The sequence below is a fragment of the Bacillus sp. FSL K6-1000 genome (assembly GCF_038630785.1).
In the GTDB taxonomy this organism is placed as follows: Bacteria; Bacillota; Bacilli; order Bacillales; family Bacillaceae; genus Bacillus; species Bacillus safensis.
This window is the reverse complement of record NZ_CP152042.1, coordinates 165,291-178,793: the sequence shown is the minus strand read 5'-3', so window position 1 is coordinate 178,793 and position 13,503 is coordinate 165,291. Positions and strand designations below refer to the sequence as shown.

General features: G+C 45.7%; 7 protein-coding genes, 2 tRNA genes and 3 rRNA genes. 4 read left to right on the top strand and 8 right to left on the bottom strand.

Annotated features, from left to right (window positions below; translation table 11 throughout):
- Window positions 1–5: 5 nt before the first annotated feature.
- Complete coding sequence (locus MHI46_RS01010) at window positions 6–1,925, top strand: glycoside hydrolase family 3 protein (protein ID WP_260775199.1); 1,920 nt, start codon at window positions 6–8, stop codon at window positions 1,923–1,925.
- Between the two features lie 11 nt (window positions 1,926–1,936).
- Window positions 1,937–3,184: a DUF1343 domain-containing protein gene (locus MHI46_RS01005; protein WP_144491669.1), complete on the top strand. Its 1,248-nt coding sequence runs from the start codon at window positions 1,937–1,939 to the stop codon at window positions 3,182–3,184.
- A gap of 41 nt (window positions 3,185–3,225) precedes the next feature.
- On the opposite strand, the gene MHI46_RS01000 is transcribed toward MHI46_RS01005, so the two are convergent.
- The 7 genes from MHI46_RS01000 to MHI46_RS00970 all read right to left on the bottom strand — a co-directional run bounded on the left by MHI46_RS01000 (window position 3,226) and on the right by MHI46_RS00970 (window position 11,069).
- On the bottom strand, window positions 3,226–4,191 hold the full coding sequence (locus MHI46_RS01000; RefSeq protein WP_251181496.1) for a bile acid:sodium symporter family protein: 966 nt from the start codon (window positions 4,189–4,191) through the stop codon (window positions 3,226–3,228).
- Between the two features lie 61 nt (window positions 4,192–4,252).
- Window positions 4,253–5,692, bottom strand: coding sequence for a SulP family inorganic anion transporter (locus MHI46_RS00995; protein ID WP_251181497.1), 1,440 nt, complete (start codon window positions 5,690–5,692; stop codon window positions 4,253–4,255).
- Between the two features lie 347 nt (window positions 5,693–6,039).
- Window positions 6,040–6,112: transfer RNA gene (locus MHI46_RS00990), tRNA-Thr, on the bottom strand.
- Between the two features lies 1 nt (window position 6,113).
- A tRNA-Asn gene (locus MHI46_RS00985) sits at window positions 6,114–6,188 on the bottom strand.
- 42 nt (window positions 6,189–6,230) lie between these two features.
- A 5S ribosomal RNA gene (gene rrf / locus MHI46_RS00980) occupies window positions 6,231–6,346 on the bottom strand.
- Window positions 6,347–6,407: 61 nt separating this feature from the next.
- Window positions 6,408–9,338 (bottom strand): 23S ribosomal RNA (locus MHI46_RS00975).
- 182 nt (window positions 9,339–9,520) lie between these two features.
- Window positions 9,521–11,069 (bottom strand): 16S ribosomal RNA (locus tag MHI46_RS00970).
- Together the 16S, 23S and 5S rRNA genes with 2 tRNA genes alongside form the textbook arrangement of a ribosomal RNA operon.
- A 378-nt stretch (window positions 11,070–11,447) precedes the next feature.
- On the opposite strand from MHI46_RS00970, the gene pdaB reads away from it, so the two are divergent.
- A complete protein-coding gene (pdaB, locus tag MHI46_RS00965) occupies window positions 11,448–12,212 on the top strand; it encodes a polysaccharide deacetylase family sporulation protein PdaB (RefSeq protein ID WP_048240152.1) in 765 nt (254 codons plus the stop codon).
- On the opposite strand, the gene MHI46_RS00960 is transcribed toward pdaB, so the two are convergent.
- Window positions 12,205–12,807 (bottom strand): KinB-signaling pathway activation protein, encoded by a 603-nt coding sequence (locus MHI46_RS00960; protein WP_047203789.1) that lies wholly within the window; start codon window positions 12,805–12,807, stop codon window positions 12,205–12,207. The two genes, pdaB and MHI46_RS00960, sit on opposite strands and share 8 nt — an antisense overlap.
- A gap of 90 nt (window positions 12,808–12,897) precedes the next feature.
- Here MHI46_RS00960 and gerD point away from each other — a divergent pair, with 90 nt between their 5' ends.
- Entirely contained in the window at window positions 12,898–13,485 is a 588-nt protein-coding gene (gerD, locus tag MHI46_RS00955) for a spore germination lipoprotein GerD (RefSeq protein ID WP_039176014.1), read from the top strand.
- Window positions 13,486–13,503 lie beyond the last annotated feature (18 nt).

Sequence of the window (13,503 nt, the reverse complement as noted above, 5' to 3'; positions counted from 1 at the left end):
ATTCGATGTTGAAAGCTCTCTTCCCCGCTGCACTGGTTTTAGCCCTGCTAACCTCTTCCATTCCAACGGAAAAGGTTAGCTCTGCCTCTCTGCCCACCGCTAAACAAATGGTTCAAGACATGTCACTGGATGAAAAGATAGGTCAAATGCTCATGCCGGACTTTCGCAATTGGCAAACAAAAGATGAATCCGCACCTACAGGCTTCACAAAGATGAATAACGAAGTATCTCACCTTGTAGAAAAATATCATCTAGGTGGTGTCATCTTATTTGCGGAGAATGTCGTTGATACGGAACAAACCGTGAAACTCACCCACGAATTTCAAAAAGCATCACCAAACATTCCTTTACTCATTTCTATTGATCAAGAAGGCGGAATCGTCACAAGGTTACAAAAGGGAACACATTTCCCAGGAAATATGTCGATTGGTGCCTCTAGAAGCAAAAAAAATGCATATGACACAGGAAAAATCATCGGAAAAGAATTAAACGCCTTGGGGATTAATACAAACTTCTCTCCTGTGCTTGATGTGAATAACAACCCAAACAACCCCGTCATTGGTGTCCGTTCCTTTAGCTCTGATCCTGCTCTTGTCTCTAGACTTGGCCTTCAAACCATGAAAGGACTTCAAAAGGAAAAGACCATTTCCACACTAAAACATTTCCCGGGACATGGTGATACAGCCGTCGACAGTCACTATGGCTTGCCGCTCGTAGAGCATGACCTAGATCGTTTAAAAAAGGTTGAGCTGTATCCGTTCCAACAAGCGATCAATGCTGGTGCAGATATGGTCATGACCGCTCATGTGCAATTTCCTGCCATTGATGACACAACGTATCGAAGCAAGAAAGATGGCGAGGACATCATGGTTCCAGCAACCTTATCAAAAAAAGTCATCACACACTTATTAAAAGAAGAGATGGGCTTTCAAGGTGTTGTTGTGACAGACGCCCTAAACATGAAAGCGATTGCAGATAATTTTGGACAGGAAGAAGCCGTAGTGATGGCCATTAAAGCAGGCGTCGACATCGCTCTCATGCCAGCACCAGTTACCTCATTAAAAACAGAGGAAAACCTGGAGAATGTATTTAATGCGGTCAAACAAGCGATTTTAAAGAAAGAAATTCCGATGTCGCAGATTAACGAATCCGTCGAAAAAATTCTTCAATTGAAAATCAAACGCGGCATTATTTCCTCCAAAAAACCAATCAGTCTTGAGAAAAAAATCAAAAAAGCCACTCAAGTCGTCGGGAAAAAATCGCACCGTCAAGCAGAACAAAAAATGGCACGTGAAGGAATCACCCTGCTTAAAAACAACAAAAAGACCTTACCTTTCAAGCCTAAAAAGAATGACAAAATCGTGGTCATGGCACCTTACGAAGATCAGACAAAAGCAATGTCTGTCACAGTCGAATCTCTCATAAAACAAAAAAAGATCAAGCCTGTACGCATCCAGTCATATGCTTTTGCGGATAAAACGTTCACCAAAGACTCTGCCAAACTAATTCAAGAAGCTGACTATGTCATCACTGGCTCTTACGTTGTCCAAAATGACCCAGCTGTAAATGATGGCGTAATTGATGACAATGTCCAGGACCCAAAAAAATGGGCAACTGCCTTCCCTCGTGCTGTCATGAAAGAAGTAGCAGCACAAAATAAAAAAATGGTCATCATGAGTCTTAGAAACCCTTATGATGCGGCAAATTTTGAAGAAGCTGATGCCTTACTAGCTGTGTACGGTTTTAAAGGCTACTCAAACGGACAATTCAATCAGCCAAATATTCCTGCTGGACTAGAAGTGATATTTGGAGCTGCATCACCTAAAGGGAAACTGCCAGTTGATATCCCATCTGTCACTCATCCAAATCAAACCCTTTACCCATTCGGCTATGGACTCAATTTGAAAGGGAAACAGATCAAATAGGAGGGATTCTCTTGAAGAAAACAGCAAGTTTCATACTCGCAAGCATTCTCATGATGAGCACATTGACCGCCGCCTCTCCCGCAGATCAAGAACGAACAGACACAAAAGGAAAAAAAGCAGCAGTCAAAACAGGGATCGAAACACTACTCTCAAGCAATCTTTCATGGCTAAAAGGGAAAAGGGTCGGTCTCATTACCAACCCGACTGGCATTGATGCAAATATGAAAAGCAGTGTCGACCTCCTATTTGAACATCCAAATATCAAGCTCACCGCTTTATATGGGCCTGAACACGGCGTGCGCGGCGATGCACAAGCAGGAGAAGGCGTCGAATCCTATACCGATGAAAAAACAGGTCTTCCTGTTTACTCTCTTTATGGAAAAACAAGAAAACCAACTCCTGAAATGCTAAAAAATGTAGATGTCCTGCTGTTTGATATTCAAGACGTTGGTACTCGTTATTACACCTATATTTACACAATGGCCTATGCGATGGAAGCCGCTAAAGAAAACAACATTCCCTTTGTTGTCCTAGACCGCCCAAATCCCATTGGCGGACTAAAAGTAGAAGGACCTGTTTTAGAGCCTGAACACGCCTCATTTGTAGGGCTCTATCCAATCCCGCTAAGACATGGAATGACTACTGGTGAGCTTGCAAAACTGTTTAACAAAGAGTTTCATATCAATGCTGATGTAACAGTCATCAAAATGAAAAATTGGAAGCGGTCCATGACATTTGATGACACGAAGCTGCCATTCGTCCTTCCTTCCCCTAACATGCCAACAGTGGATAGTACCTTTGTATATCCTGCCACAGGATTAATTGAAGGCACAAATGTCTCTGAAGGCAGAGGAACGACAAAACCATTCGAGCTCATTGGTGCACCATATATCAATAGCAGCGAGCTGGCAGATCATTTAAATCAGCTAAAACTAAAAGGCGTTCAATTTAGACCTGTGTCATTCACCCCCACATTTTCTAAACATGCCGGTACACTATCTCACGGTGTGCAGTTATACGTCACAGACCGCTCATCCTTCGAAGCGGTGAAAACGGGGTTATCCATCATCACAGCAATACATGATTTATATCCGAACGACTTTCAGTTCCTTCAAACAGGCAGCTTTGACAAACTCATCGGGAATGGCTGGATGAAAGAAGAAATCAAAAAAGGAACTTCCGTCAAACACATCATGAAACGTTATCATCATGACCTCAAAACATTCGAAAAGAAGCGAAAAAAATATCTCATCTATTAAATCACAAAAAACCCTCCATCCTTTGATAGATGGAGGGTTTTTCATGAGAAAGATTTGGTCACAGCAGGTGCTTTCAACTCAAAACGATTGAGTAAGAAGCCAAATAAGGCAGCAAGCACTTGCTGAAACAGCATGCCAATCACTACAGGAACAGCGACAGCAGGCGGGAAAAAGCTAATGGCAAGCACAGCCCCCGCACTAATGTTTCTCATACCGCCCGTATACACGATGGCCACAATCTCTTCTTGAGTACATTTCATCGCCTTCCCAATCAACCATGCAAACGCATATCCGCTCATCGCAATGAGAAACACCGTTGCTGCTTTGCTAAAAAATGCGGCATCCAGTTCACGTAAGTAAGGCGCAACAACAGAACTGTTAATCGACACCACTACAAACAAGCCTATTTTTGAAAAAGGTGACAGTGTCTGACTGATCTTTTTCGTCACATCAGGCTTTGCATAGTGACGAACAAGCATACCTAAAATAGATGGAAGCACCACCATCCCAAACAGCCCTTTCATGATCGCCACCATGTCCATATGAACTTGTGTACCGGCCAAAAGTGACAAACTGGCTGGCACAATTAATGGCGAAAGCATTGTATCAATTAAAATAATGGATAACGTTAATCCAACATTCCCTTTATACATTGCCGCCCATATTAAACTAGAGACTCCTGTGGGAATCACCATTGCAAGTGTCAAACCAGTGATCGTCATGGCATCTCCCGAAAATATGAGATGTCCCGCTGACCAAGCATAAAGAGGCATCAACACATGCAAAATCATAAACGATAAAATCAAAGGCAATGGGTGCATCACCGTATGCTTTAAAGCCGAAAAAGTAGAAGACAAACTCCCTGCAAAGGTCATCACAGCAAATACCCATGGCACTAAAAACGTATAATCCTTTAAGTAAGCCGCCAATAAAACACCGAGTAACACACTAAAAGGTGTAATGAGCGGCATCATCCGGCCGAGCACTTGATTCAAACGCAAAAGCATGCCGGCCACCTCCATCCTTCACTTTCTTACCTTTTCTATTGTAACAGACAGAAAGGCCTTTTTAAGAACCATTCACTTGTTTCACAAGCTTTTGACTTGATGTATCCATTCCAACTACGTCCACCTGGACGCCATTTGCTTGATACCTTTCCTTTATACGTTCTATCGCTGCTACGCCTGATTCATCCCATATACGTGCTTCAGACAAATCAATCACAACAGATTGGAGTTCTTTCCCCTGATGGAAAGCTTGGATCAAGTCAGTGACAGAAGCAAAGAAAATTTGCCCTTTAACTCGATATACCCATGTACCTGCCTGGCTTTCTTTAGACGTAATATGGAGCTTCGATATCTTTGCGACAAAGAATATCGCACTAAGCAGTACACCTGCAAAAACACCTTTTGATAAATCATGAGTCAACACCACCGTCATGACCGTGACAACCATCACAATAGAATCTGTTTTCGGATTCTTTTTTAGCTGCTGAAAGGAACTCCAATCAAATGTGCCAATGGAAACCATGAACATCACAGCCACTAGAGCAGCCATCGGAATTTGAACCACGACATCGCCTAGTACAAAAATCAGCACCATTAAAAAAGCACCCGCTACAAAGGTAGAAAGCCGGCCTCGTCCTCCTGCCTTCGTATTAATCACAGATTGGCCAATCATCGCACAGCCAGCCATACCACCAAAGAATCCCGCAACCACATTGGCAATCCCTTGACCTCTCGCTTCCTTGTTCTTATTACTAGACGTCTCTGTCATATCATCGACAATCTGTGCAGTTAAAAGAGACTCAAGTAAACCAACCATCGCAAGTGCTAAAGAATAAGGAAAAATAATAGCAAGTGTTTCCCAGCTAAACGGAACTTGAGGAATCAGAAAAACAGGCAAAGAACTTGGAAGCTCTCCCATATCTCCAACAGTTCTAACATCAATATGTCCAAATACAGCAATTATCGTCATTACAATAATGGCTATGAGTGGGGAAGGTATCACCTTTATCACCATAGGCAATAAATAAATGATCAGCAAGGCACCACCTGTCATCATATACATGGCCATTGATTCCCCAACGAAATGTGGAAGCTGAGCCATGAAAATCATAATAGCCAACGCATTGACAAAACCAACCATTACGGACCTCGGAATAAATTTCATCAAACGAGACACTCGACACAATCCAAACACAATTTGAATCAAGCCTGTCAATATCGTAGCTGCAAACAAATATTGCAACCCATGATCAGCGACCAAGTTAACCATGACGAGAGCCATAGCCCCTGTTGCAGCCGAAATCATGCCTGGGCGTCCACCAACAAACGAAATCACAATCGCGATACAAAATGATGCATACAAGCCGACCTTCGGATCAACGCCCGCAATAATCGAAAACGCAATTGCCTCAGGAATTAAAGCCAGTGCGACTAATATACCCGCAAGCACGTCCTGACGTACATGTCCAAACCATTCTTGCTTTACAAATAAATCTTTCAAACCATCTACTCCTTTTTATATACATACCGTACATGGAAAAAGAAGATCAACTATACCTGGAGATAAAGAAAGGGAAAACAAACGATACTTCACTTTCGGGGGAAAAGAGGAACGTACAGAGTCTTTTGATATAGAGGATATCACTTTAGTAAGAATAAAAGAAAGAGACTGAAAGAATCAAGAACAAAAAGAAGGAAAAAGCGATGCAACAATACTGTGCAAGCCGTTTTATTCGCTTTCCTAATGTCATCAGTCTACTGATCATTGAGCAATTCAGTATATATGTAAACAAACAAAAAAAGCCTTCTCATCATCGAGAAACCTTGTCATATCAACATATAGAGGAAAGCTTCCAAGCGGGCTCGAACCGCTGACCTCTTCCTTACCATGGAAGTGCTCTACCTACTGAGCTATGGAAGCATGGCTCCGCAGGTAGGACTCGAACCTACGACCGATCGGTTAACAGCCGATAGCTCTACCACTGAGCTACTGCGGAATGATAAAGTAACTTCTTCCATTGGAAGGATATAAATAAAAAGCTTGGCGGCGTCCTACTCTCACAGGGGGAAACCCCCAACTACCATCGGCGCTGAAGAGCTTAACTTCCGTGTTCGGTATGGGAACGGGTGTGACCTCTTCGCTATCGCCACCAAACCTGATGGAGAGAATGTTCTCTCAAAACTAGATAACAATGTTCATGCTTCACAATAGAATATAGGTTAAGTCCTCGATCTATTAGTATCTGTCAGCTCCACGTGTCACCACGCTTCCACCTCAGACCTATCAACCTGATCATCTTTCAGGGATCTTACTTCCTTGCGGAATGGGAAATCTCATCTTGAGGGGGGCTTCATGCTTAGATGCTTTCAGCACTTATCCCGTCCGCACATAGCTACCCAGCGATGCCCTTGGCAGAACAACTGGTACACCAGCGGTGCGTCCATCCCGGTCCTCTCGTACTAAGGACAGCTCCTCTCAAATTTCCTGCGCCCGCGACGGATAGGGACCGAACTGTCTCACGACGTTCTGAACCCAGCTCGCGTACCGCTTTAATGGGCGAACAGCCCAACCCTTGGGACCGACTACAGCCCCAGGATGCGATGAGCCGACATCGAGGTGCCAAACCTCCCCGTCGATGTGGACTCTTGGGGGAGATAAGCCTGTTATCCCCGGGGTAGCTTTTATCCGTTGAGCGATGGCCCTTCCATGCGGAACCACCGGATCACTAAGCCCGACTTTCGTCCCTGCTCGACTTGTAGGTCTCGCAGTCAAGCTCCCTTGTGCCTTTACACTCTGCGAATGATTTCCAACCATTCTGAGGGAACCTTTGGGCGCCTCCGTTACATTTTAGGAGGCGACCGCCCCAGTCAAACTGCCCACCTGACACTGTCTCCCTGCCCGATAAGGGCAGCGGGTTAGAAGGTCAATACAGCCAGGGTAGTATCCCACCGATGCCTCCACCGAAGCTAGCGCTCCGGTTTCCAAGGCTCCTACCTATCCTGTACAAGCTGTACCAACATTCAATATCAGGCTGCAGTAAAGCTCCACGGGGTCTTTCCGTCCTGTCGCGGGTAACCTGCATCTTCACAGGTACTATAATTTCACCGAGTCTCTCGTTGAGACAGTGCCCAGATCGTTGCGCCTTTCGTGCGGGTCGGAACTTACCCGACAAGGAATTTCGCTACCTTAGGACCGTTATAGTTACGGCCGCCGTTTACTGGGGCTTCAATTCGCACCTTCGCTTACGCTAAGCGCTCCTCTTAACCTTCCAGCACCGGGCAGGCGTCAGCCCCTATACTTCGCCTTACGGCTTCGCAGAGACCTGTGTTTTTGCTAAACAGTCGCCTGGGCCTATTCACTGCGGCTTCTCGGGGCTTTAACACCCTAAGAAGCACCCCTTCTCCCGAAGTTACGGGGTCATTTTGCCGAGTTCCTTAACGAGAGTTCTCTCGATCACCTTAGGATTCTCTCCTCGCCTACCTGTGTCGGTTTGCGGTACGGGCACCTCTCACCTCGCTAGAGGCTTTTCTTGGCAGTGTGGAATCAGGAACTTCGCTACTAAATTTCGCTCGCCATCACAGCTCAGCCTTTACGGGAAACGGATTTGCCTATTTCCCAGCCTAACTGCTTGGACGCGGATATCCAATACCGCGCTTACCCTATCCTCCTGCGTCCCCCCATTGCTCAAATGGTGAGGAGGTGGTACAGGAATATCAACCTGTTGTCCATCGCCTACGCCTTTCGGCCTCGGCTTAGGTCCCGACTAACCCTGAGCGGACGAGCCTTCCTCAGGAAACCTTAGGCATTCGGTGGACGGGATTCTCACCCGTCTTTCGCTACTCATACCGGCATTCTCACTTCTAAGCGCTCCACCAGTCCTTCCGGTCTGGCTTCACAGCCCTTAGAACGCTCTCCTACCACTGTTCGTAAGAACAGTCCGCAGCTTCGGTGATACGTTTAGCCCCGGTACATTTTCGGCGCAGAGTCACTCGACCAGTGAGCTATTACGCACTCTTTAAATGGTGGCTGCTTCTAAGCCAACATCCTGGTTGTCTAAGCAACTCCACATCCTTTTCCACTTAACGTATACTTTGGGACCTTAGCTGGCGGTCTGGGCTGTTTCCCTTTCGACTACGGATCTTATCACTCGCAGTCTGACTCCCAAGGATAAGTCATCGGCATTCGGAGTTTGACTGAATTCGGTAACCCGGTAGGGGCCCCTAGTCCAATCAGTGCTCTACCTCCGAGACTCTTACCTTGAGGCTAGCCCTAAAGCTATTTCGGAGAGAACCAGCTATCTCCAGGTTCGATTGGCATTTCACCCCTACCCACACCTCATCCCCGCACTTTTCAACGTGCGTGGGTTCGGGCCTCCATTCAGTGTTACCTGAACTTCACCCTGGACATGGGTAGATCACCTGGTTTCGGGTCTACGACCACGTACTCATGCGCCCTATTCAGACTCGCTTTCGCTGCGGCTCCGCATCTTCTGCTTAACCTTGCACGGGATCGTAACTCGCCGGTTCATTCTACAAAAGGCACGCCATCACCCGTTAACGGGCTCTGACTACTTGTAGGCACACGGTTTCAGGATCTATTTCACTCCCCTTCCGGGGTGCTTTTCACCTTTCCCTCACGGTACTGGTTCACTATCGGTCACTAGGGAGTATTTAGCCTTGGGAGATGGTCCTCCCGGATTCCGACGGAATTTCACGTGTTCCGCCGTACTCAGGATCCACTCTGGAGAGAACAACATTTCAGTTACAGGGCTGTTACCTTCTTTGGCGGGCCTTTCCAGACCTCTTCGCTTATATCGTTCCTTTGTAACTCCGTATAGAGTGTCCTACAACCCCAAGAGGCAAGCCTCTTGGTTTGGGCTGTTCCCGTTTCGCTCGCCGCTACTCAGGGAATCGCATTTGCTTTCTCTTCCTCCGGGTACTTAGATGTTTCAGTTCCCCGGGTATGCCTTCTCATACTCTATGTATTCAAGTATGGATACTACTCCATTACGAGCAGTGGGTTTCCCCATTCGGAAATCTCCGGATCAAAGCTTGCTTACAGCTCCCCGAAGCATATCGGTGTTCGTCCCGTCCTTCATCGGCTCCTAGTGCCAAGGCATCCACCGTGCGCCCTTTCTAACTTAACCATTTCTTACTTTAGAAAGAATCACTATGTGTGATGAACTTTGCATTGCATTCAATGTGAATGTATTACTTATTGTTATCTAGTTTTCAAAGAACAATCCTGTCTCGCTAGAGACATGTTTTGAAGGAATGATCCTTCAAAACTAAACAAGACGAAAACGCACGCTGCTCCATATATCCTTAGAAAGGAGGTGATCCAGCCGCACCTTCCGATACGGCTACCTTGTTACGACTTCACCCCAATCATCTGCCCCACCTTCGGCGGCTGGCTCCATAAAGGTTACCTCACCGACTTCGGGTGTTGCAAACTCTCGTGGTGTGACGGGCGGTGTGTACAAGGCCCGGGAACGTATTCACCGCGGCATGCTGATCCGCGATTACTAGCGATTCCAGCTTCACGCAGTCGAGTTGCAGACTGCGATCCGAACTGAGAACAGATTTATGGGATTGGCTAAACCTTGCGGTCTTGCAGCCCTTTGTTCTGTCCATTGTAGCACGTGTGTAGCCCAGGTCATAAGGGGCATGATGATTTGACGTCATCCCCACCTTCCTCCGGTTTGTCACCGGCAGTCACCTTAGAGTGCCCAACTGAATGCTGGCAACTAAGATCAAGGGTTGCGCTCGTTGCGGGACTTAACCCAACATCTCACGACACGAGCTGACGACAACCATGCACCACCTGTCACTCTGTCCCCGAAGGGAAAGCCCTATCTCTAGGGTTGTCAGAGGATGTCAAGACCTGGTAAGGTTCTTCGCGTTGCTTCGAATTAAACCACATGCTCCACCGCTTGTGCGGGCCCCCGTCAATTCCTTTGAGTTTCAGTCTTGCGACCGTACTCCCCAGGCGGAGTGCTTAATGCGTTAGCTGCAGCACTAAGGGGCGGAAACCCCCTAACACTTAGCACTCATCGTTTACGGCGTGGACTACCAGGGTATCTAATCCTGTTCGCTCCCCACGCTTTCGCTCCTCAGCGTCAGTTACAGACCAGAGAGTCGCCTTCGCCACTGGTGTTCCTCCACATCTCTACGCATTTCACCGCTACACGTGGAATTCCACTCTCCTCTTCTGCACTCAAGTTTCCCAGTTTCCAATGACCCTCCCCGGTTGAGCCGGGGGCTTTCACATCAGACTTAAGAAACCGCCTGCGAGCCCTTTACGCCCAATAATTCCGGACAACGCTTGCCACCTACGTATTACCGCGGCTGCTGGCACGTAGTTAGCCGTGGCTTTCTGGTTAGGTACCGTCAAGGTGCGAGCAGTTACTCTCGCACTTGTTCTTCCCTAACAACAGAGCTTTACGATCCGAAAACCTTCATCACTCACGCGGCGTTGCTCCGTCAGACTTTCGTCCATTGCGGAAGATTCCCTACTGCTGCCTCCCGTAGGAGTCTGGGCCGTGTCTCAGTCCCAGTGTGGCCGATCACCCTCTCAGGTCGGCTACGCATCGTCGCCTTGGTGAGCCATTACCCCACCAACTAGCTAATGCGCCGCGGGTCCATCTGTAAGTGACAGCCGAAACCGTCTTTCATCCTTGAACCATGCGGTTCAAGGAACTATCCGGTATTAGCTCCGGTTTCCCGGAGTTATCCCAGTCTTACAGGCAGGTTACCCACGTGTTACTCACCCGTCCGCCGCTAACATCCGGGAGCAAGCTCCCTTCTGTCCGCTCGACTTGCATGTATTAGGCACGCCGCCAGCGTTCGTCCTGAGCCAGGATCAAACTCTCCGAAAAAGTACAAAACCGAAGTTTTGTTTTTCGTCAGCGTTTGACTGACTACCTATGAAGTATCATAGGATTTTTTTATAAAAACTCGAATTAACAGGTACGTTTTGTCTTGTTTAGTTTTCAAAGATCATCTTCGCCGTTCTTAGCGGCTTTAATAATATAACATTTCGCTTCATCTTATGTCAACAACTTTTTTCAAGTTTATTTCCCGAAGCGTTTTGTGTTTGTCACTGTGTGTCAGCGACGATTAATAATATATCACGAAAACATTCTATCGGTCAACGCCTTTTCAAAACTTTTTTTGAAATAGTTTTATTAAGCATCTTAAACCCTTGTCCTGCATACAATCAAGTAACAATCTTGGACAAGGCAGGAGTGTTTGAATTGAGTCGATTATATGTGTTGCCTATTAAACGGCTGAAGCAAGTTGTCATTATTCTTGTAGCAGCCCTTGCAGCTGCAACCTTTTTTTATGTACAAAAGGCACCGCCGCTGTCGGTATTTAAAACTGAACATGGACCCCGAGCCATTTATAAAGGCGAGACTTCATCAAAGCATGTCTCTCTCACTTTTAATATTGGCTGGGGAGATGAGAAGGCTGTTCCTATTTTAAATGTCCTTCGAGAGTACGGTATAAAGAACGCCACTTTCTTTCTGTCTGCTTCTTGGGCTGAGCGTCATCCTGATATCGTGAAACAAATTAGGGAGGACGGCCATCAAATTGGAAGCCTCGGCTATGCTTATAAAAATTATAGCCAGCTTGAAGATAGTGAAATCAAGCAAGATCTTGTCCGTGCACAAAATACATTTCAAAAGCTTGGACTAGATGACATTCAACTATTAAGACCACCAACTGGACAGTTTAACGAAACAGCACTGAAAATTGCCACACAGTACGGTTATACCGTTGTTCATTACAGTATCAATTCACAGGATTGGCTGAATCCGGGTGTCGACCAAATTGTTCGAAATGTAAATGATCGAATGAAAAGCGGAGACATTGTACTCCTTCACGCCTCAGATTCAGCAACCCAAACCGCTCAAGCCTTACCCGCTATTTTGAAACAAATAAAAGAAAAGAATTTAAAAAATGTGACAGTTGGCGAACTGATCTCCAATACGAAAACAAAGTCATCGGAAGTTAAGTAGCTTTCGCTTTTGAAAACCGCGGCATCGCTAACAGCTGAAACGCATTACAGCCTAATAGCGGGAATAGCATTAAATACAGCCAGTCCTCTTCATTGACTCTGAGCGCCGGGAACCATTCTAACGACGTGATGACGACCATGAGAAACATTGCAGAAATAAATGTTTTCTTAGAGGACTGCTGCTGTTTAAAGTAAGCCACGATCAAAGCAAACACACCGATAAATAAAGGCAGCCACAAGTATGGAAGAAATGATTCATTCTCCCCGAAAAACAAGAATCGCAAGTAAGCTAAATCAAACAGCACAAAAATCACAAGAAACAGCTGAATGGTATTCCATAAAGAATGTGACCGGAAAATCTCTAACGCAAACCGGTGCACCGTCAAGAAGACAACAAACCCCATCTGGCTAATGACACTAAAGATCATCCCTACACCAATGAACCAAAACAACACAGATGCGATCTCTAGAATTTCAAACGATATAAAAAGCTTCTGATATTTTCCCCACTCCAGCGCAAAGCCTACCACGCTTGTAATGACCGCTCCAACAGCTAGCACAGAGAAGAAAAAACGAACTAAATCCCGACTTTTCATTGAATTGATCCAACCCCTATTTTTGTTATGTATAAATTTACGTGAAACATTCATATTAAAAGTAAGACATGTAACGAAAGGAGCCACAGTATGTCAAAAGGCATCTTGCGTATAGTGAGCTGTTTTCTTCTTTTATCTCTAACAGCTTGTGCTCCCAAAACCCAATCCTCATCTAATATGGACTATGACGAAACAAAAAAAATGGTCGTCGATATATTAAAGACAGATGACGGTAAAAAGGCCATTCAACAGTTATTAAATGACGAGGCAATGAATGAAGCTTTGGTAATGGATGAACAAACTGTGAAAAAAACGATAGAGAAAACACTGACTTCTGATAAAGGCAAAGAGTTCTGGAAGAAGGTCTTTGAGGATTCTAAATTTGCCGAGACTTTCGCAAAATCCATGCAGCAACAGCATGAAAGGATGTTAAAACAGTTAATGAAGGATCCTGACTATCAACAACTGATGATGGATATTCTCAAGGATCCTGAGATGGAAAAGAAATACGGTGAACTGGTAAAAAGCAAAGAGTTTAGAAAGCACTTAGAAAAAGTCATTACGGAAACATTAAGCAGCCCTCTTTATAAGAAGAAATTCGAAGATGAGCTCAAAAAGGCAGCATCTGAAAGCAGCAGTGATTCCGGATCGCAAGGCAGCGAAGGAAGCGACAGTTAAACATCACCCGAGTGGCAT